The organism is uncultured Maribacter sp., assembly GCF_947496775.1.
Lineage (GTDB): Bacteria > Bacteroidota > Bacteroidia > Flavobacteriales > Flavobacteriaceae > Maribacter_B.
In genome coordinates, this window is sequence record NZ_CANMDU010000001.1 from 88,084 (window position 1) to 107,552 (window position 19,469).

Here is a 19,469-nt window from a genome sequence, read left to right on the forward strand (position 1 = left end):
TCTTAACAATTTTATACTATAAAAAATCTCCTTTGCAATATGCAAAGGAGATTTTTTAGTTATTAAATGTTAACACTTTATTTCCAAGTGGACAAAGCTCTTACAGCCTCATCTGTATAATCTGTAAAAACACCATCTACTCCTGCGTTAAAAAATAAATGATACTCACTTTCATGATTACCATTACTCCACTTTACATCTTCATTTCTAAAAGTATAAGGGTGCACTTTTAAATCATATTTATGTGCTAAACTTATAAAGTTCGTTTTTGGTAAAATAGTAATATCACCTGCTTCATCTTTTGCAAAAGATATAATAAATGGTTTCCATGGACCTATGCCATCTGCATAATTAGCAGTATAACGCATTCCTTCTTCTGTTGTAAAAAATTCATACGTTCTAGTATCTCCATTAGCATAAAAGTCGTATGGCGCTGCATAAGAAATAAAATCTCCTGCTGGAACATTAAAATCTAATGAGCCATCTGCATTCACATTATACGTAGATATTAGTTGTACTAATTTTACAGTAGATTTTGTATTTATGTACTGTAAAGGAGCTACTTCAAAACACTGAACAAAAACTGGTGCTTCATAAGAATTCCACCCTGCTTTTTCTAACACTTCTAATAATGCATCTTCAAAATTATAACCTAATTGGCTATGAAAATAAGGATGTTTCATTTCTGGATAAATACCTACAGTTTTCCCAGATGTGGTTTTCCTAGATTTAGCCAAAGCTATTATCTCTTGGATGGTTGGTATAGAATACAAATTATCAAACTGATTAGACCTGTCCGATCTAGCCTGTTTAGCTTTTAAGGTTTTTATTTCTTCCAAAGTAAAGTCAGAAACAAACCAATCAGTTATTTCTTTACCATCTAATTTCTTAGTAGATTTTAAATGTGCATATTCCGGCATATCGGCAACATTTGTAGTTCCGGAAATAAAAGGTTCATGACGAGCTACCAAGGCCCCATCTTTTGTCATTACTAAATCTGGCTCAATAAAATCTGCCCCCAACTCAATGGCTTTAGCATAAGCTTCTAAAGTGTGCTCTGGGTAGATAGATTGTGCTCCCCTGTGCGCAATTACTAGAGGTTTATCTTGTTTTCCTCCAGAAGGTCCTCCCCCAACAAAATCGTCCACTTTGTGACAAGAATTTAAACCCAACATAAGGGTTACAATTGATACGGATACTAATTTTAGGTTTTTCATAATAATCATAGTTTTAGATTACCATAAAAAAACAAAACCCATATTAACGAATTTATAATCTAATATTACGCAATTAACACTATTAGGTTTCCTTAATAAATTTTAGAAACCATAAGTTAACTTTACTCGAGAATAAAAGTTTAAATACTCTGAAGTTATTTATTTAAGAGACTGTTAAATAAACAAAGGTTATATATATTCCTAAAAGTAATATCCCATCTCTCCAACCTAATCGCAAGCCTTTTGGAACAAAAACTAAAGGGAGGATAAGAAAAGAAATACCCAACATCCAAAAGATATCAAAATCTAACAACCCTTGATCAACAACGGTAATTGGTGTTATAATAGAGGTTATACCCAATACTGCCAATAAATTAAAAATATTAGACCCTATTAAGTTCCCTACGGAAATTGCTTTTTCCTTTTTTAATATTGCAATAATAGAAGCTGCTAACTCCGGAATACTTGTTCCTACAGAAACAACTGTTACACCTATTACACGTTCACTAACCCCATATAATGTTGCTAAACCAACCGCACCATTTATTAATAATTCTGAGCCCCCCCATAATGCTACACCGCCAATACCCAGAAACAAAACTACTTTGTATAACTCTAAAGGAGTTTCATCCTCCTCATCCATATCTTCTTCAACAGCTTTCTTTTGAAAACGTAACAAATAAACTAAAAAGGCAAAAAGAAATACTACCATAATAATACCCTCATACTGCTCTATAACTCCATCTGTGTATATAAAACCAAAAAACAATAAGGATGCTAACATCATTACTGGCCAATCTGTAGTATAAAAGGTCTTTTTAACATCTATTGCACCCAATACTATTGTAACTCCTAAAACTAAACCTAGATTAGCAATATTAGAACCTACAACATTTCCTAAAGCTAAATCTGGAGAACCATTTAAAGCAGCTTTAATACTAACGATTAACTCTGGCGCAGAGGTAGCAAAAGACACGACAGTCATCCCCACTACAATTTTAGGAATATTTAATCTATAAGAAATTGCAACTGCCGATTTAAGTAACCAATCTCCTCCAGCAATTAATAAAGTTAATCCTAAAATTATATATAAAATATTCTGCATCTTTAAATTTTGTGCAAATATAAGTGAAGATTTTGGCTTTAAACCATCTCTTTTTAATCCTTTTATTTTTATAAAAACACCACTAATTTATATGCCACTATTAATGAAAATGAAAAAAAATGGTCAAAAATTAACAAAAAAGCCCTTGCAATAAACAATTACATCAAAATATGCTCTACATTTATTACAGAATATAACTATAATTTAATAATAAAATTACATTTAAAAACATAAATGAAGAGAATGTATAAAATATTGATATCATAATCATCATATTAGTTACATATATGCATTTAATTATATCGATTTAACTAAAATTCCTTGTAAGTGAATATTTAATTTATATATATTGATTGAATAATCGATTATTACTTCCTTTTTTATTAACCTTTTAAAATCAAAAAAAATATGATCACGCTCGCAAAATTTTTATTATTAATTATTCTATCAGTAATTATCCTTATTGCTCAAGTAGTATCATATAGGCCTATATAAAAACAGACTGTCATTGGGCAGTCTTTTCTTTTTAATTATCTTTCAGCGACTAATTAAAAGACATATTAAAATGAACAACAAATTGAAATTACTCGTAATTTTTCTTGCAACTATCTATTCCTGTACAGAAGAACCTAAAAAAGCTGAAATAAACATATCAGACGATTTTGCTACGTTACTCAACAACTATTATGAAGAAAGTCTTAAACTAAATCCTATTAATGCTACTACGGCAGGTGATTATAGGTATAATGATATTTTTATTGATAATCTTTCTGAAGCAAACATTACCAAATCAAAAGCTCATTTTGAATACTTTAAAAAACAATTAGATTCTTTTCCAAATGAAAGCCTAACACAAAGCGAACAATTAAGTAAATCTATTTTAGCCTGGGAGTGCACTATTAATCTAGATGAATTTAACTTTAATGCGAATCTTACCCCTATTGACCAAATGTGGTCTCCTAACCTCTTTATGGGACAACTGGCAAGTGGAAGTAGCGCCCAACCCTTTAACACCACAGAAGATTATAAAAAATGGCTCCTAAGAGTTGAAGGATATCTAGATTGGATGTCTAGTGCTGAGCAAAGAATGAAAGAGGGAATAAAAAGTGGTCATGTTTTACCTAAATCCTTAATAGCAAAGGTTATACCGCAACTAAATTCGCTCACCAACTCCAATATAGAAAAACACTTATTCTATCAGCCTATAAACAAGCTACCAGATAATTTTACCGATACTCAAAAATCTGAATTAACAGATGCCTACAAAGACATGGTGACTAATAAAGTTATTCCTGCTTATGAAAAACTACACAAATTCATGAGTACTGAATATTTAAATGCTGGCCGAGAAACAAGTGGTATTCAAGGAGAACCAAATGGCGACGCATATTACGCGCATCAAATTAAAAAGTACACAACAACAAACATGACAGCTTCCGAAATTCATGAATTAGGTTTAACAGAAGTAGCCAGAATACGTGCTGAAATGGAAAAAATTAAAGCGCAAGTAGGTTTTAAAGGAGACTTAAAAGCTTTTTTCGATTTTGTAAGAAGTAGTAAAGAACTAATGCCCTTTAATGACCCTAATGAAGTTATTGCTAATTTTAATGCTATTCATGAAAGAATGAAACCGCAGATAGAAATACTCTTTGATGTAAAACCCAAAACTCCTTTTGAGGTTAGACGCACAGAATCTTTTCGTGAAAATTCTGCAAGCGCCGAATATAACCCAGGGTCTTTAGACGGTACTAGGCCAGGTATTTTCTACACGCCAATTCCTGAAGTAGAAAAATACAATACCTATTCGGATGAATCTTTATTTTTACATGAGGCTATCCCTGGGCACCACTATCAAATTTCACTTACACAAGAAAGCAATATATTACCAAAGTTCAGAAAAACACTATGGTACAGCGGCTATGGCGAAGGATGGGCTCTTTACTGTGAGTCTTTAGGGTCAGAATTAGGATTATACACCGACCCTTATCAACTTTTTGGAATGTTAGGAGCAGAAATGCATAGAGCAGTTCGCTTAGTTGTAGATACAGGATTACATTCTAAAGGCTGGACCAGAGAACAAGCTATACAATATTCTTTGGACAATGAAGCGGAATCCGAAGCAGGTATCACCTCTGAAATTGAACGTTACATGGCAAATCCAGGACAAGCATTATCCTATAAAATAGGACAATTAAAAATCCAAGAACTTAGAAAAAAAGCCCAAGAAGCTATGGGAGATAAATTTGACATTAGAGAATTTCACAATCAAATTTTAGAAACCGGCTGTGTTCCATTAGCATTACTAGAAGAAAAAATTAATAAATGGATTAATGAATAAATATTAATTTCACCAAAAATAAAACCTCGGCGATTGCCGAGGTTTATTGTTTTACCTTATTTTTAAGAAAAAGTATTTCTTATGAAACTTGTATTTTTTAAATTTTTGGCTAAAATGAATAGAATAATACTCCCGTCCTATTCCAAAAAACAACTAGACCTTTCAAAAGCATCTAGGCTACAGTTAGCTATTATAGGTTGGCGCTATTGGATTACTACCAGAGCTCTAGATTAATAATGCAGTAAAGAAGATATTTCATATCCCTTTAATTTTTTGTTTCCTTTCAAAAAATCTAACTCTAGCAGAAAATTACATTGTACAATTTCCCCTCCTAACCTTTCTACCAACTTACAAACAGCTTCTGCAGTACCTCCTGTTGCCAAGACGTCATCATGAATAAGTACTTTTTCTCCTTTAGAAATACCATCAGCGTGTATTTCTAAAGTATCTGTACCATATTCTAACTCATAAGTTTCCTTAATTATTCTAGATGGTAATTTCCCAGGTTTTCTTACAGGAACAAAACCAGCGTTTAATTCTCTTGCTAAAATAGGCGCAAAAAAGAAACCTCTGCTTTCCATACCTACCACCTTATCTACTTTTACATCTTTCACCAATTCTTTCAAGGCACTTGCTGCATAGTGTAACGCCTTCGCATCTTTAAGAAGTGGCGTTATATCCTTAAAAACAATACCCTCTTTAGGATAATCTTTAATATCTCTTATGTAGGTGTTTAAATCCAAAAGTTATTCATATATTTTTTTACCAATACTATCTAAAGAAATAGTATGCACTCCTTCTTTATAGTTTTCTAATTGCTCTATTAAAAGTTCTGCCGATTTTTCTCCTAAGAATTTTCCCCTTTGCGAAATTGGCTTCACTCCTTTCATAGCTTCAAAAGTAGATTTCCTATTAGAAAAACCATAAATAAATAATGCTTCTTTATCTAACAGTTTTCTAGTATCCTTATAAACTAATATAGTTTCTAGAAGATACTGATTCATAACAATTAATGTTGTGTTCAATGCTTTTTTAGCTTCTGCAACCACTTCACTAGCAAAGGATTCTTCGCCATTAGATTTCATTATTTTAAAATCCGTAATTCCATGATGTGTTTCTAATGCATCTACAATGCCTTTTTTACGTTTATCTAAATACATTTCATTAGAAAAAGAATCTACTACTATTACAGAATTTTTATGTCTTATTTCTAAATTTTTAACTGCGTTACAAGCCTCTTTGTAAAAATCTATACTAACTTTATTAATCCCTAAATCCTCTGGTACTTTATTAGCTAACACCACAGAAATACCTCTATTCCTAGCTCTCTCTATATGACTATAATCCCCTAAAGTTAATGTGTCATCCGTTAAAGAAACGATAACTCCGTCTACTCCCTTCTCTATAAGAATATCAATATTATGAGCTTCTCTTTCTTTGTTATAGTTAGATGTGGAGAGAATGGCATTATATCCTTTAGAATAAGCCACCTTTTCTATACCGATAAATAATTTCGCAGAAAACCGATCTAATACACTTGGTATAACCACACCAATAGTTCTGCTTTTTCCTTTTTTAAGACTTAAAGCCAAAGGATTGGGCCTATAATTTGTTTTTCTAGCAGCTTCTTTTACTCTATTCTTAGTGATGTCACTTATCTCTAAGCTATCATTTAAAGCTTTGGAAATTGTTGAAACTGATAGATTTAACAATTTAGAAAGATCCTTTAAGGTAGTGTTCTTCATAAAGTACAGATATGATGTAACGTTTACTTATTCTAATTAAACCACACTAATTTAGTCATAGTTTAACAATGATTCCCAAAAATACAACAGAAATAAGGGTTAATCTCTAGTATTAAGGACGAAATTTACATTTATTAGTTTAATGTAGCAATTTTTAAAATATTTTACCCAATCTTCTTTTGTCATAATTATAAAAAGAAATATATTTGCAGCCCGTTAAAGGGAACTATAATGGCCTCGTGGCGCAACTGAATAGCGCACTTGATTACGGCTCAAGAGGTTACAGGTTTGAATCCTGTCGAGGTCACAACGAAAACTTACAAAAAGTTTCAAAACCGTGCAAATCCTATGATTTGCGCGGTTTCTTAGTTTTTGGGCCATCATTTAAATTGATTTGATTTGATGTAAAAAGGTCACAGACCGTCAACAAAAATTTAGACCGTCAACATTGTTGACGATTTGATTTGTGAACACACAAGCTACTCAGTATAGTTGATTTGACTTTCGTCTTACTAAATGTTTAATTTAAAAGACAACAACTATGAGAACATCAAACACATTTGCAATCCTTTTTTGGGCATACTCTACTCGTGCCAAAAATAACCTAACCGGTATGTACGCCAGAATTACAGTAAATGGAAAAAAAGTCAACATTAGCTTAAAACAGCAAGTTGATGTTAGAGTATGGGATTCAAAAAGACAGCGAGCAAAAGGGAACAGTGAAACGACAAGGGCTTTAAATTCTTATTTAGACCAAGTTCATGCACAGCTCGTGCAACTTTATCAAGATTTAAAATTTAAAGGGCAATTAATTACCGCTGAGTTAATCAAGGCTGAATATTTAGGTGAAAGTGATAATTCTAAAACTCTTCAAAACCTTCTTGAATATCACAACAAAAAAACTGAAAAAACATTAGCCGTCGGAACCTTGAGGAATTTTGGAGTAACTGAAGGATACCTTAACAAGTATTTAAACAATGTATTAAATACTTCAGATATTTTTTTGAAAGAACTCAACTACAAATTTATTTGCGATTTTGCTAATTTTCTAATTTGCTTTTGGCCTAAGGGACACCCCAAAGCAATGAGCAATAATACGGTTATGAAACATATTCAAAGGTTTCGAAAAATCATAACTCTTGGTTATCACATAGAATGGATAGACAAAGATCCCTTTGTTAGGTGGAAACCTACTTATGAAAAAAGAGAACGCCCGTTTTTAACTGAAAACGAATTATCCAATATCGAAACCTATAATTTCTTAATTGCAAGACTTGAAAGAGTACGGGACTTATTTGTTTTTAGCTGCTATACAGGTATTGCCTATGTTGACTTAATGAGCTTATCTAATGATAATATTATCAAAGGTATTGATGGCAATGATTGGATATTTACAAATCGTCAAAAAACCAAGTCTCCTGTAAAAATACCCTTGCTCGCTAAAGCTCGAATACTAATAGATAAGTATCACAACCATCCAATGACACAAATTACAGAAACATTGTTTCCAGTAATTACGAATGAAAAAGTAAATTTTTATCTCAAAGAGATTGCAAAAGCAGTTGGCCTAAAAAAAAATCTTACTTTCCATATGGCTAGACATACGTTTGCCACAACTGTAACCTTAAGTAATGGTGTTCCCATAGAGACCGTCTCTAAATTGTTAGGGCATTCAAAAATTGCATCTACACAAATATATGCAAGAGTAGTGGAGAGAAAAGTAAGTGAGGACATGCAGACACTAATGAATAAGATAAATATCCCCAACTTTCTTAAAGAAAAACAGAATTAGATATTTTGAAATGCTTCTGAGAGAATCAGAAGCATTTTTTTTCAAAGCTTAGAATTCAAAACCACCTTTCTACTCACAATAATATGGATGTGACTTTGGTTGCCATCCTTTTGCATGCCTTGAACAATCCGCTTTCCGTTTTGTTGGTGTGGTGCTTCCTTTTCCAATCTGGCGATTTTGCTTTCTATTTTTTTGATATCCCCAATAGAAACGCCTTGTCTTATCTCTCTTAGTGCGTTTTTAAGCTGCAATATTTTTGTAGCATACGGTTGGTTTTCTTGTATTTGCTTATCCGTTCCTTTATAAGTGCGCACTTGTTCTATTTTACCATAGTATTTAATATCCTCTACCATTACAGCTCGTCCTTCTATCTAGCGGTTAAAAGCTTTAGCGTAATCTTTCATCAATTCTCGTGTATACGCTTTTAATTCCGTTTTAGAATCTTGTAAATGTTGGAGTTCCCTTTGGCTTGGATTAATCGTAATGGAATAAAACTTAGGTTCCGTTTTCTTTAGTTTTGCCGTGTTACCATCTATTTCTTTTATGACTTCTGCAGCTGTAATTTCTTCTCCATATTGATTAAAAAAATGTTCGTAATCCCCTATCGCCTTTTCTTCGTTTTCTTTTTCTAGATAGGCAACAAAATCTCCTGCACTCTGTGCATAGTTTCCGCCTGTTTTATGTGGTGATATAGTAATATACATGCTATATTTTTTTCTTTAATGCCTCCAATGTTGTCCTGTCCATTTCCACTTTAAAGTATCCACTTCCAAAGTTGCTCTTTACATACTGTATTTTATTTAGGATATGCTGCATATCCTGTTGTAGTGCAGTGTAGTTTTCTTTTACTTTAAAATATTCCTTCCGGTAATAATCGAGTTCTTCATTTTCTGTAATTACGTTTGGAGTTTCAAAATCAAAACTCTCTTCTTCCTTTTCAAGATTGGTGGTTTCTTCAAATAAAGTTTGCAGCATGGCAGTGGTAGGTTTGGTCTGGTGTTTTTCAATATTTTTTACGATAGCTATAAGTGCATTGATTCGCTTTTTTGTACCGTCATTCTTTACCCCCAAATCGTCATTGGGATGCAGGCTATTCCAATGAAAAAAGTTAAGCATGGCTTCCAAAGCTTCCGTATTAGATTTGGATATCTCTTTCGAAAACTTCCTAAATCTAAGCGCTACTTTTTTCTTGACATTAATAGCCGAAAAATGATATTTTGAAAATTCTCCCATTCTTTTTGCTGTAAAAAATCACCTGTTTATAGAGGCTTTGCAGCTGTTTGCTGCAAACTCTAAAATCTTGATATTTACTAAATATTGTATTTATTTGATTATCAATACCTTAAAAATAAAATATAAACATAACATCGCTCTGCGTGTTACCCTCTTGCTTCTCCTTTTCGTTCGCCCAAAGCGAACAAAAGCTCCGAACAATCGGACTAAAAAAGCCTGTTTTAAGCTTGTCAAAAGATTCGTTGCTTTTTCTTATTAATCTTGTTGTATAAATGTATCCAATTGCAATGCAAAATGGAAACGTGCATTAGTCTCTAATACGCTGTTTTTAAACCATTGTATATGATTTTAAAGTTTGACTTAAAATAGAACGTCAGGTTAGGAAATATCCGCCTACATTTTTCAATAAAAAAAGACCTTTGAAAATCAAAGGTCTTAACACTTACTTGTACTGGTTCAAATGTTGAAAACATAGGTATATGCATATAAATTTTTGACGGCTTCCTCATATAAAATAGTTTCATATTCCAAATGGTTTTCTTTAGCATATATTTTAAAATCCGTACCAAATTTATTTTCAATTTCTTCTTTAGAAACGGATAGCAAATGTTGTTGGGTTTCTTCATCGAGATTGTTATAATTTAAGTATATCATAATCTAAAAAATTATAATAGGCAATTATCTGCAAAACTGTAGTATTCCTCATTTGGGGTAATAATCAAATGGTCTAAAACTTTAATATCAAAAAGAGTTGCTGCCTTTTTTATTTTCTCCGTAATTCTTTTATCCGCTTCACTAGGAAGTAACTTTCCTGACGGATGGTTATGTGCTAAAATAATTGCAACGGATAGTGTTTTTAATACCACGGCAAATAATATGCGTAGGTCTACCATAGTTCCCGTTATTCCACCCTGAGAGACTTGAAAAACCCCTTTTACCTTATTACTATTATTTAGTAGCATAACTTTAAAAGTTTCATGCAGTTCAATGGTGTTTTTATTCCAATGTTCAAATAATAGTGCATTAGCATCCTGCGATGAATTTATCTTTTTCCAAAATGGTGATTTTACACGCTCTTTGTAACTAATCTGGATTTCGTTAACTTTATCTTTCATTGTTCTTTTCTTTAGAGATTAATAATGAAAAAGAGGGCTGAACTTTTGTGGGTGATGCCCTCTTTCTTTTTTGGTTTACTTACTACCTAAAAGCAATATTTCGTTGGCTTCCACTTCGGTAACATAGCGTTGATTGCCTTCTTCGGTTTCATAGGTTCTAGTTCTTAGTTTTCCAACAATTCCGATCTCCTTACCCTTGTTTACATACTTTTCGATAATTTCAGCAACCTTTCCCCAAGCTACAACAGTATGCCAATTGGTGTCGGTCTGTTTTTCCCCTTTGTTATCTTTGTAATTCTCATTGGTAGCTAATGAAAAACGAGCTACTTTTTTTCCGTTTTCTAAATTTGTAACCGTGGGTTCTTGTCCAACGTTTCCGATTAACTGTACATGATTTTTAATAGTACTCATAATTATTGATTTAAAGATTAATATTCCTTTGTTTTAAAAATGATTTACTTAGTATATCCAGAGTGTTTTCCTTTTTCCAGCAGTGCTGGTTTTGTTAGTTTTAGTTCCACTTCCTTTTTGGATATTTTGAGATGATTTCATAGTTCGATATTTTGATTTACTTTCCATAGAGCCTTCGTTGTTACCTTTTTTTGATGCCCTGTGTAATTCAATATTCAGATTTGATAAGACGTATAAAAAAGAGACCCGCTTAATAGCGGGCCTGATTTATGCCGTTGTTCAAAACGGAATGTTGTTGTTTTGCGGTCAAAAAAAAGTGATAATGGAGGTTCAGTAAGTGAATTAAAAGACTAGGTGAAGTTTAAAATGGAAGGGAGTGGGGCTGTATATAAAAAAGCCAACTTGAATATATACAAAAAACGAAAAAGTATTATTCCTTCTACATAATACAACAGAATACTTCAATAAAGAATTTAAATTAAGAAACAATAAATTTCACATCTCGCATAATTATTTTATTTATTTTTATCAAAAACTAATGGTCGCTATTTCTATGTATAAATATGAAACATTTGACAAAGTAACATAGCCCATGAATTTACAGATTATATATAACCCACAATATTTTATGAAAGTTACAAGTAGTATCCTTTTAGGTTTTTTATTGTTTTTATTTTTAGGTTGCTCTTCTTCCACCAAATTAATGGACTCATGGAAATCTAGCAATTTCAATAGCCTATCAAATGCCAAAATTCTAGTAATTAGTGAACACTCTGAAATGTCCGTAAGAGAATTATATGAATCCTCTATTGCAAACAAACTCCGTTCACAAAATATTAATGCTATTGAAGCTCACTTGCAATTTCCTACTTTGAAAAAAGCTGAAACACCAGAAGCTATAGATAAAATATTGAACCAATTTAAAGAAGCTAAAATATCTGCCATTATTTTAACCTCTTTAAAACAAACCATTGAAACTTCAAATATGTCATTATCTTCCAAAAAAGAAGTTCCAGAGACTTATTCAGAAAAAGCAAGTTTTTCATCAGTCAGCCATCAAAAAAATAATCAAGCGATTGCCAACTCTAAAACATATGTACTTGAAGCCATTACCTATAATCTTGCCTTAGAAAAAGACAAACAATTAGTTAACGTATGTCTTGTAGATGTTACTGACCCCAGTTCTGGAGACAAAATATTGAAAAGTTTCACTAAAATTATTGGAGCACAATTTCAATAAAACAATTGTACATGGAATTATTGAATTCAAGACTATCTTACAAAATTATCAGAGGTATAACATTTTACTCAACGCTACTTTTTTTTATTAGTTGTGGCAGTAAAAAAGCAATTGTTCATCAACCAGTTTCGTTAGAAATTGCTCCAAAAAAACTGGCTCTTTTTATGGATGGCACCACCAATAATGAACGCAACCATACAAACGTTTCTAAACTTTACAATTTAGTTTCTTTACAAAACAACCCAAATATTGGCGCAGCTTATTTAAGAGGTGTTGGTAATGGAGCAGATTTTATTGGAATTATTACTGGCTCTGGCATTAAAGGAGAAGTTTGTAATGCGTATTTATATCTAACTGAACACTATAATCACGAACGTCAAGACGAGATTTATTTGTTTGGATTTAGCCGTGGAGCTTATGCTGCCCGAATTTTAGCAGGAATGATACATTCGGCTGGTATTGTTGATGTAAGTAATATTCCCGAGGATAAAAGATTAAAATTTATTAAAAAAATATATAACGCGCACAAGGGAGACAAAACACTACAAGAAAGAAGGAATGATGTTTATAAAGTAACCAAACAGCAACTAGACCATGACTCTTACGAAATTGAATTCATGGGGCTTTGGGATACTGTAGCATCATTAGGAATACCAGATTATAAAGACGATTATTATGTAGAAAAAACTAAATATAATGACCAACTATGTAACGTAAAAAAAGCGGTACAGGCATTATCATTAAATGACAACAGAGGTTCTGTATTTACACCTTCCCTATTAACTCACGAATATTTAGTTCGCGACTGCAACAGTATTAATCCAAAAAATATCGCTGATGAAGTTTGGTTCTTCGGTGCTCACTCTGATGTTGGTGGAGGAGCTTTTAATACCAATATAAGTGGTGTTTCTCTAAATTGGATGATTGCACAACTACAAAAATATAAAATACTGCCAGATGGTGTTAAAGTTTATGAAAATCGTTTTGATATTACCAACAACCCAAGGAAAGGCTTTTTAAAACTCTTTTACCCTAAAAAAGGTCGTAAACTTGTTTTTTTTAGCTCTAAAAATGGTTATAAGAAAGAAAAACTAAAAATACATCGTTCTGTATTAGATAGAATGGAGAGCTCACTACAAACTTATGAGATTAATCTTATTAAGTTATTTGGAGAGTGTTTTAGAAAAAACGAAAAAGGTGGCTATACTTATTCAGAGAATTCAGAGTGTTTTCAAGTTGTAAATTAGTATTTACAATTACTTAAATTAAAAAGATTAATCTTAATTTCGTATTTTAAAATAAAGAAAAATGACGATTAAATACCCTTTTGCAATACTTCTATTAAGCATTCTACTTTTTTCCGGATGCTCTGGGATGAAATTATCCAACTCCTATAAATCAGATAGTTTTGAAAACTTAAACAAAAAGAAAGTTTTAGTGATTTCTAGAACACCCTTGGAAGACATTAGACAAGAATATGAATTAGAAATAGTTGCTAAATTAAAGAGCAAGGGAATTAATGCCGTTGCTAGCCATATAGCTTTTCCTAATTTAAAACGAATTGACAATAACACTTCAGAGAGAATTTCTGAAGTTATTAGTCAATTTAGAAAAGAAGGATTCGACCATTTACTATTAACCTCACTTAAAGATGTTCAAGAGCAAGAAGTATTACAAAAACAAGGAGGTTATAGTTCCCTAAATGAGTATTACGGCAATAAATATATCACTTTAAAAGGTTATTATGATGATTTAAATGCTGCACCAAGGCTACCCACCAGAGAAATAGAAGAAACAACCAACATCATTCTTCTTACTACCTATATTTTGGAAGCCGTAACCTATAATTTATCTCTAGAAGAAGAAAAGAGATTGTTATCTGTAACTACAGCAGAAGTTACCAATCCAGATTCCGGCAAAGAGGTTAGAAGAGCTTTCGCTACAATTCTGGCTAGTGAATTAAAATAAAAAACTATGCGCCATTTTGTTTTTACGTTAATTTTACTGGCTTCTATAGCAGTAAAGTCTCAAGATTTATCTTCACTTTATGACAAAGTAAACCCGTCCGTTGTTGTCATTTTTACAGAAGAAAAAGCAATCAAACAGGTTGGCAATTATAGTAAAATGGTAAAATCAGAAGGGATAGGTTCTGGTTTTTTAATTTCTAACAACCAAATTTTAACAGCAGCTCATGTAGTTGATGTTGCCGAAAGTGTTTTGGTTAGGTTTACAGATGGCGAAACCATTAAAGCAACAGTAACTTCTAGTTTTAAAGACCCTGACATAGCCCTAATTACGTTAGCCCTTCCTAAAAAAAATGCAAAACCTGTTGTATTAGGAGATTCTGACATGGCTAAAGTTGGAGAAAGAATTTTTGTAGTTGGAGCACCCTTTGGATTAGCACATTCCCTTTCTTCAGGTTATATAAGTGGTAGAATAAAAAATGATGGAGCGCTAAATCCTTTTACAAATAGTGAGTATTTACAAACGGATGCCGCCATTAACACTGGTAATTCCGGTGGGCCAATGTTTAATTTAAAAGGCGAAGTTATTGGAATTGTAAGTCATATCAAATCAATTACAGGAGGATTTCAAGGCATTGGCTTTGCTGCTAGCTCCAATATTGCAAAAGAACTCCTTTTAGACAAAAATATTCCATGGTCTGGCGCAGAAGTTTTACCTCTTTCTGAAAGTGCCTCTAAAGTACTTAATGTCCCGCAAAAGAATGGATTGTTGGTACAGCGAGTTGTTAATTCTTCTCCATATGGAAAATTAGGTTTAAAAGGTGGCACAGTAAAAGCTACCATAGATAAAAATGATATTTTATTAGGAGGCGACATCATTTTAGCCATCAATGGCATTCGTTTTGAAATGACAGATGAAACTTTAAAAAAATTAGGTGATTATGCTGCTTCAGTTAAACCTGAAGACCCTATTGTTCTGGAAGTACTTAGAGAAGGTAAAATAATATCATTGAGAAATTAATAACGTCTAGCTCATTAATCTTCGTAACTATACAATTTACTGTCCCTAAACTAAATAAATACTTCTACTTATTATACTCCTCCCAGTTTTCTTGTCTTTTTTTAGACGAGTTATCACCTATTGATTTACATGTTTTTCTAGCATAATTGTATAAAGCAAACCGGTATCTATATCAAAAAACACTTTAAATATATTTAAAGTTATTTCAAGTTACAATTTAGGCGATTCACTTAAAATGGCACAACTTAAAATGCAAAATGCCAATATATTTGATTAGAAATTAAAAATAAAATAAGATGAAAAATTTTAAGTATTTACTAATTATGATTATTGTCTTTACCATATCATCATGTAGTAAGGATACCTACAACGACCACGACTACCATTTAGAACGTATAAATGTAATAAGTGCGGAACTCCCCGATGAACTTATTTATGGAAGAACATATGAAATTAAGGTTAATATAGAATTACCAAATAGTTGCTATTTCTATTATAATCAATATGACTACATCTATGACGAAAACACAAGACTCATTTACCCTATAGTACATGTTGATGATGACATTTCTTGTAATCAAAAAATTACAGAAACTACATTTTCTATACCATTACAAGTGTTACAGAAAGAATCTTATATTTTCAAATTTTATCAAGGTAAAGATTCTGATGGAAAAGATACCTTCTTAACTTTTGAAGTACCTGTTATTTAAAACCCTCAACAGAAGTAAAAAATAAATTACAAAGTTTAATACATTTTAAAAAGACTCTTAACTCAATAAATAAGAATATAGTTAGTTTTTCACATGGTTGGTTAGTTTAAACCGCTCTACCTTTAAAAGGACTGAGCGGTTTTTTTTGTTTTTGTAATGATACTGTGAAAAATTAAAGATTAGTTCAATTATGAACTTCCAAGCAAATAAGTATAACCACTTTCCTTCTCATACAAATTCCTGCCATATCATTTATCATATTATAACTGAAACTAACAGAAAGCTCTTCTTTGTTGGAGTTTTAATCACTTCTATGTTTACATGGTGTAGTTAATCTCCATTTTTAAGTTCAACTGTCAAATGAAAACCATCTAAATTCATTTTTTAAACCCCATCTCTCTATTAAGAGCAAGTTTTTAAGTAAAATAATTTATCATTATAAAATACTACTATCTACAATGGACTTCTTTTATATTTTCATAATTTATATTTAAAGATTACTCTGGCATATACATGTCTTTCATTAGACAAAACTTGTCCGAAAGTAAAATAATGCTCTATACCAAAAGAAAATCTATTAGCAGAAAAATATGTATTTAGGGTTATTATGGTATGTAACATATTTAAACTATCCACAGCATACTCAAAATTTCTTTGAAATAAACTTCCTTGAGCTGTACCATTGAAAAAACTTACGGAACTACTTATGGTAGATTGAAAAAACAATTCAATAATCGAAGAATTTGATAAGAGACTAGTGTCCGTTCCTACAGATTGTGATAATTTATTAAATTTCCCAAATCTAAGCCCTAAAGTAGGTGTAGCATCTATATATAAGTTCCCTAATCTGGCATCTAAAACCCCATAAATATCTATCCATTTTTGATCTGGAATAAAATCATAGGCATAGGTAAAATTTAGGTTTACTACTGGCTGATTCGGCACCTGATATTTCCATTCTTCAAAAACAGGATCATCTGTTACTTTATCATGAAACCACCCCTGAAAATCTCCAGCTAAAGATGAAGGCCCCATTATTCCAAGTATTGTTCCTCCTTTAAAAAATGAACGATTAAATGCATACGTTACATTAAATGTAGTGAATAACAATCCAGCGTAGGGTCTGTCGAAAGATATATTATCTGATAGAATCTCTATTGGCGTTATTACCTTATTAGTAGGAGTATATCATTCTATACGGAGTCCTATATCAAAAAAGTAATCCTCTTTTTTTGAAAAATATTTTTGAAGTCCAAACAGTTTTTCTTTTTTAACCTTTAAGTTTAATCCAACACCGTAGCTATAAAATCGGTCGGAGTTTTGCCAAATTACATAGGCATCATTTGCCGAGGAAAATGAAATTTCACTTTTAAAAGTGTTAGTCCTTTGTGCATTAGACCGAATGATAAGAAAAAGTAGAAAGCATAAAGGATAGCTTCGAAATTTGACTAAACTCATATAATCTTTTTCATTGGAAAAGTCGTAATTTTGATATAAACAAACGCCATTTGAAATGGGATTTTTAGAACGAATATCTAGAGCTTTAATTTGTTTCATTTGTCCAATTCTACTATTCTTTATAGTTCCTAGAATAATGTTTTTCGCTGAACAAATTTTGAAAAATTTAGGACAATTTCAAGTAACTCCATCATCCAAGTATTTATTAGGATGGCTACTATTATTATATTTTGCAAAAGTGTCCCACAAACTTACTAAACTAGATGCACTAGAATTTAAGACGGAAATTCGAATAATCGGCATTTTCACTACGCTCATTTTGGCAACATGTATCATGGGGCTAATCGTAATGACATTACTATTTATAAACGCTATGGTATAGTTCTTATTTACCATTTAAAAGGCTTAAACCCAAATCCAAATTCCAGATAATCTGCAGCACCTCCATCAAGGGTTTTTAGACCAAACTGCGCAAAGAGTGTTTTATTAATGTTATAACGGATGGCAGGTCTCATAAAATAAGAGCCTTTTCCTAAATCGTCGGTAACATAGGTGCCAATCTGAGCTTTTATGACCATTTTCCAAAAATTGAAATCATAACCAGCATGTATTCCAATTGCCGTACGGTCTCCTGCTTTTTTAAATTCTTGAAGCGTATTATCATAAAAAAAATCTAAACCAGCACTAATACCATGTATTTCATTAAATCTATGCTCATAATCTAAAACTCCTGTAAAAACTCCAAACTGTCTATCCGTTCCTCCATCTTCCGAAGTTTGTTTTCCTCCTCCTGCAAAATACAGTGCAATAGAATCATCATTGATTTTAGTCATTTCTCTTTTCTCGGGGGACTTAAATCTTGCTTGCAATAGGTTACTAGAATAAGGGTCATTGTCAACAATACGTTGAACTGCATTATAATTATATTTTATCCCAAGATTAATACCAAATAAATTTAATCCTAAATTGGGTTGATAACTACTACCATTACTAAAATGTGTAAAATCAAACCCATAAGTCAAATCTAATTCTCTTGTAAAACGGTATTCAAAGCCAAAATCTAAACCAAAATAAACAGCTGCTCTGGCACCAAATGCATCGTTTACTGGGTTTTCTTCCGCATTATATTCTTGTAAATTATATGTTATTCCTAAGGAAGGTTCTATACTAAATGTATTTCGTCTATTTGGATTACCTATTGGAAAATCTACAAATCCATATATAGCACTTGGGTTACCAAACACTTGGGCATTACCCAAAAATCCGGAATATAAACCAATACCATACGTTGGATATTTATAATAACTCGCCCAACTTTCTGAATCACTAGATTGCCATCCAATTTTTACATTAATAGCTCCATAACCCGCATCTAAAAAACCCGCTTCACTTAAAGCCGTTCCTGTATACAGATAACTACCATAATTAGATTTTACTTCAATCGTCCTAAATTTATTAGAATACGTCAAATTAGTCTCCTCTTGAGCTTTTAGAACAGTAAAAAAACAAAACAGACATAGAGTTATATATTTAGTCCTCATTTTAATTATTAAAAAATTTACGCCGTTTTTTTATTTCTCTATTACAGCTCAAAAAATACTATTCTTTTAGCCTAAAAACAAGATAATGTCTATTAAAATAGATTCACTTACACCTCTTTAATTTTTTTGGACATTTTTAAAGCGCATCATTACTATACCATCCATCATTAAGTTTAACCGTCCTAAATGATCTATTGTATAGGCATTGATTTTTTTTATTGAATTTAAAAATACTTTTTCACCGTTTCCACAGAACATCATGGTTGTTGGTCCTGGCATACCAAATGTAATTTCCTTACCAGATAAAGTGTAATCTGCGGAATAGCCATTACAACTATTGCTACCTTCCACTTTACTCGTAGTTTCATTAAAGGTTATCATTGGTTTTTTATTTGGATACATACCCGAAAAAGCTATTCTTGGTCCAGAAATAAACTCCAATTCCCAAGTAGCATTAAAAAGGTTGTCATTTATTTTTCCATTTAATGATGAGCAAGCACTAGCAATTACACACAATACAAGTAAGGAAAAAAATATTATTGTTTTTAAAACTTTAGATTTCATAACACCTGTTTT

21 protein-coding genes, 1 tRNA gene and 1 pseudogene are annotated in these 19,469 nt (G+C 31.9%); 9 read left to right on the plus strand and 14 right to left on the minus strand.

The window, feature by feature from the left end:
* Positions 1-77: 77 nt before the first annotated feature.
* Both Q0856_RS00430 and Q0856_RS00435 read right to left on the minus strand, forming a co-directional pair.
* Positions 78-1,217: a glycerophosphodiester phosphodiesterase gene (locus tag Q0856_RS00430; RefSeq protein WP_298501569.1), complete on the minus strand. Its 1,140-nt coding sequence runs from the start codon at positions 1,215-1,217 to the stop codon at positions 78-80.
* A 163-nt stretch (positions 1,218-1,380) separates the two neighbouring features.
* Positions 1,381-2,322 carry a calcium/sodium antiporter gene (locus Q0856_RS00435; RefSeq protein WP_298472849.1) on the minus strand — a complete coding sequence of 314 codons (942 nt, stop codon included), beginning with the start codon at positions 2,320-2,322 and terminating at the stop codon, positions 1,381-1,383.
* Positions 2,323-2,887: 565 nt separating this feature from the next.
* On the opposite strand from Q0856_RS00435, the gene Q0856_RS00440 reads away from it, so the two are divergent.
* Both Q0856_RS00440 and Q0856_RS00445 read left to right on the plus strand, forming a co-directional pair.
* Positions 2,888-4,660, plus strand: coding sequence for a DUF885 domain-containing protein (locus Q0856_RS00440; protein ID WP_298501571.1), 1,773 nt, complete (start codon positions 2,888-2,890; stop codon positions 4,658-4,660).
* A gap of 81 nt (positions 4,661-4,741) precedes the next feature.
* Positions 4,742-4,894, plus strand: a complete 153-nt coding sequence (locus tag Q0856_RS00445; protein WP_298501573.1) for an SsrA-binding protein — start codon at positions 4,742-4,744, stop codon at positions 4,892-4,894.
* On the opposite strand, the gene Q0856_RS00450 is transcribed toward Q0856_RS00445, so the two are convergent.
* Together Q0856_RS00450 and Q0856_RS00455 are read right to left on the minus strand one after the other, a co-directional pair.
* The gene (locus Q0856_RS00450; RefSeq protein ID WP_298472856.1) at positions 4,891-5,403 is read right to left on the minus strand and encodes an adenine phosphoribosyltransferase; all 513 of its coding nucleotides are present in this window, start codon (positions 5,401-5,403) and stop codon (positions 4,891-4,893) included. The genes Q0856_RS00445 and Q0856_RS00450 overlap by 4 nt on opposite strands.
* A gap of 3 nt (positions 5,404-5,406) precedes the next feature.
* A complete protein-coding gene (locus Q0856_RS00455; RefSeq protein WP_298472859.1) occupies positions 5,407-6,405 on the minus strand; it encodes a LacI family DNA-binding transcriptional regulator in 999 nt (332 codons plus the stop codon).
* Between the two features lie 233 nt (positions 6,406-6,638).
* Between Q0856_RS00455 and Q0856_RS00460 the strand changes: the two genes are divergently transcribed.
* Together Q0856_RS00460 and Q0856_RS00465 are read left to right on the plus strand one after the other, a co-directional pair.
* Positions 6,639-6,712 (plus strand) — tRNA-Arg (locus tag Q0856_RS00460).
* A 234-nt stretch (positions 6,713-6,946) separates the two neighbouring features.
* The gene (locus Q0856_RS00465; protein WP_298501575.1) at positions 6,947-8,197 is read left to right on the plus strand and encodes a site-specific integrase; all 1,251 of its coding nucleotides are present in this window, start codon (positions 6,947-6,949) and stop codon (positions 8,195-8,197) included.
* Between the two features lie 65 nt (positions 8,198-8,262).
* Here the strand turns inward: Q0856_RS00465 and mobB are convergent.
* The 5 genes and pseudogenes from mobB to ssb form a co-directional block, all read right to left on the minus strand.
* Positions 8,263-8,901, minus strand: a pseudogene (gene mobB, locus Q0856_RS00470) (MobB family relaxase); the annotation flags it as partial.
* 1 nt (position 8,902) lies between these two features.
* A complete protein-coding gene (locus tag Q0856_RS00475; protein WP_298501577.1) occupies positions 8,903-9,430 on the minus strand; it encodes a BfmA/BtgA family mobilization protein in 528 nt (175 codons plus the stop codon).
* Positions 9,431-9,886: 456 nt separating this feature from the next.
* Entirely contained in the window at positions 9,887-10,084 is a 198-nt protein-coding gene (locus tag Q0856_RS00480; RefSeq protein WP_298501579.1) for a hypothetical protein, read from the minus strand.
* A gap of 11 nt (positions 10,085-10,095) precedes the next feature.
* A complete protein-coding gene (locus tag Q0856_RS00485) occupies positions 10,096-10,545 on the minus strand; it encodes a JAB domain-containing protein (protein WP_298501582.1) in 450 nt (149 codons plus the stop codon).
* Positions 10,546-10,620: 75 nt separating this feature from the next.
* Positions 10,621-10,956, minus strand: a complete 336-nt coding sequence (gene ssb, locus Q0856_RS00490) for a single-stranded DNA-binding protein (RefSeq protein WP_298501584.1) — start codon at positions 10,954-10,956, stop codon at positions 10,621-10,623.
* Positions 10,957-11,548: 592 nt separating this feature from the next.
* Between ssb and Q0856_RS00495 the strand changes: the two genes are divergently transcribed.
* The 5 genes from Q0856_RS00495 to Q0856_RS00515 all read left to right on the plus strand — a co-directional run bounded on the left by Q0856_RS00495 (position 11,549) and on the right by Q0856_RS00515 (position 15,894).
* A complete protein-coding gene (locus Q0856_RS00495; RefSeq protein WP_298501586.1) occupies positions 11,549-12,196 on the plus strand; it encodes a hypothetical protein in 648 nt (215 codons plus the stop codon).
* 11 nt (positions 12,197-12,207) lie between these two features.
* A complete protein-coding gene (locus Q0856_RS00500) occupies positions 12,208-13,443 on the plus strand; it encodes a DUF2235 domain-containing protein (protein ID WP_298501588.1) in 1,236 nt (411 codons plus the stop codon).
* 61 nt (positions 13,444-13,504) lie between these two features.
* Positions 13,505-14,164: a hypothetical protein gene (locus tag Q0856_RS00505; RefSeq protein WP_298501590.1), complete on the plus strand. Its 660-nt coding sequence runs from the start codon at positions 13,505-13,507 to the stop codon at positions 14,162-14,164.
* A 6-nt stretch (positions 14,165-14,170) separates the two neighbouring features.
* Complete coding sequence (locus tag Q0856_RS00510) at positions 14,171-15,181, plus strand: trypsin-like peptidase domain-containing protein (RefSeq protein ID WP_298501592.1); 1,011 nt, start codon at positions 14,171-14,173, stop codon at positions 15,179-15,181.
* Positions 15,182-15,477: 296 nt separating this feature from the next.
* Positions 15,478-15,894: a hypothetical protein gene (locus Q0856_RS00515; protein ID WP_298501593.1), complete on the plus strand. Its 417-nt coding sequence runs from the start codon at positions 15,478-15,480 to the stop codon at positions 15,892-15,894.
* A 477-nt stretch (positions 15,895-16,371) separates the two neighbouring features.
* Here Q0856_RS00515 and Q0856_RS00520 read toward each other — a convergent pair whose 3' ends face one another.
* The 5 genes from Q0856_RS00520 to Q0856_RS00540 all read right to left on the minus strand — a co-directional run bounded on the left by Q0856_RS00520 (position 16,372) and on the right by Q0856_RS00540 (position 19,457).
* Positions 16,372-17,061 (minus strand): lipid A-modifier LpxR family protein, encoded by a 690-nt coding sequence (locus Q0856_RS00520; RefSeq protein WP_298503020.1) that lies wholly within the window; start codon positions 17,059-17,061, stop codon positions 16,372-16,374.
* A 21-nt stretch (positions 17,062-17,082) separates the two neighbouring features.
* Positions 17,083-17,451, minus strand: coding sequence for a hypothetical protein (locus tag Q0856_RS00525; RefSeq protein ID WP_298501595.1), 369 nt, complete (start codon positions 17,449-17,451; stop codon positions 17,083-17,085).
* A gap of 78 nt (positions 17,452-17,529) precedes the next feature.
* Complete coding sequence (locus Q0856_RS00530) at positions 17,530-17,748, minus strand: hypothetical protein (protein ID WP_298501597.1); 219 nt, start codon at positions 17,746-17,748, stop codon at positions 17,530-17,532.
* Complete coding sequence (locus Q0856_RS00535) at positions 17,742-18,821, minus strand: acyloxyacyl hydrolase (protein ID WP_298501599.1); 1,080 nt, start codon at positions 18,819-18,821, stop codon at positions 17,742-17,744. The genes Q0856_RS00530 and Q0856_RS00535 overlap by 7 nt, the downstream gene beginning before the upstream one ends.
* A 189-nt stretch (positions 18,822-19,010) precedes the next feature.
* A complete protein-coding gene (locus Q0856_RS00540) occupies positions 19,011-19,457 on the minus strand; it encodes an META domain-containing protein (protein ID WP_298501601.1) in 447 nt (148 codons plus the stop codon).
* Between the last annotated feature and the right edge of the window lie 12 nt (positions 19,458-19,469).

What these genes read in the sequence shown, in the direction of transcription:
- Q0856_RS00435 (WP_298472849.1), bottom strand. Translation starts at nt 2,322, where the DNA reads ATGCAGAATATTTTATATATAATTTTAGGATTAACTTTATTAATTGCT.
- Q0856_RS00505 (WP_298501590.1), top strand. Translation starts at nt 13,505, where the DNA reads ATGACGATTAAATACCCTTTTGCAATACTTCTATTAAGCATTCTACTT.
- Q0856_RS00480 (WP_298501579.1), bottom strand. Translation starts at nt 10,084, where the DNA reads ATGATATACTTAAATTATAACAATCTCGATGAAGAAACCCAACAACAT.
- Q0856_RS00515 (WP_298501593.1), top strand. Translation starts at nt 15,478, where the DNA reads ATGAAAAATTTTAAGTATTTACTAATTATGATTATTGTCTTTACCATA.
- Q0856_RS00430 (WP_298501569.1), bottom strand. Translation starts at nt 1,217, where the DNA reads ATGAAAAACCTAAAATTAGTATCCGTATCAATTGTAACCCTTATGTTG.
- Q0856_RS00530 (WP_298501597.1), bottom strand. Translation starts at nt 17,748, where the DNA reads ATGGTAAATAAGAACTATACCATAGCGTTTATAAATAGTAATGTCATT.
- Q0856_RS00455 (WP_298472859.1), bottom strand. Translation starts at nt 6,405, where the DNA reads ATGAAGAACACTACCTTAAAGGATCTTTCTAAATTGTTAAATCTATCA.
- Q0856_RS00440 (WP_298501571.1), top strand. Translation starts at nt 2,888, where the DNA reads ATGAACAACAAATTGAAATTACTCGTAATTTTTCTTGCAACTATCTAT.
- Q0856_RS00485 (WP_298501582.1), bottom strand. Translation starts at nt 10,545, where the DNA reads ATGAAAGATAAAGTTAACGAAATCCAGATTAGTTACAAAGAGCGTGTA.
- ssb (WP_298501584.1), bottom strand. Translation starts at nt 10,956, where the DNA reads ATGAGTACTATTAAAAATCATGTACAGTTAATCGGAAACGTTGGACAA.
- Q0856_RS00540 (WP_298501601.1), bottom strand. Translation starts at nt 19,457, where the DNA reads ATGAAATCTAAAGTTTTAAAAACAATAATATTTTTTTCCTTACTTGTA.
- Q0856_RS00475 (WP_298501577.1), bottom strand. Translation starts at nt 9,430, where the DNA reads ATGGGAGAATTTTCAAAATATCATTTTTCGGCTATTAATGTCAAGAAA.
- Q0856_RS00525 (WP_298501595.1), bottom strand. Translation starts at nt 17,451, where the DNA reads ATGAAACAAATTAAAGCTCTAGATATTCGTTCTAAAAATCCCATTTCA.
- Q0856_RS00495 (WP_298501586.1), top strand. Translation starts at nt 11,549, where the DNA reads ATGAATTTACAGATTATATATAACCCACAATATTTTATGAAAGTTACA.
- Q0856_RS00445 (WP_298501573.1), top strand. Translation starts at nt 4,742, where the DNA reads ATGAAACTTGTATTTTTTAAATTTTTGGCTAAAATGAATAGAATAATA.
- Q0856_RS00510 (WP_298501592.1), top strand. Translation starts at nt 14,171, where the DNA reads ATGCGCCATTTTGTTTTTACGTTAATTTTACTGGCTTCTATAGCAGTA.
- Q0856_RS00500 (WP_298501588.1), top strand. Translation starts at nt 12,208, where the DNA reads ATGGAATTATTGAATTCAAGACTATCTTACAAAATTATCAGAGGTATA.
- Q0856_RS00465 (WP_298501575.1), top strand. Translation starts at nt 6,947, where the DNA reads ATGAGAACATCAAACACATTTGCAATCCTTTTTTGGGCATACTCTACT.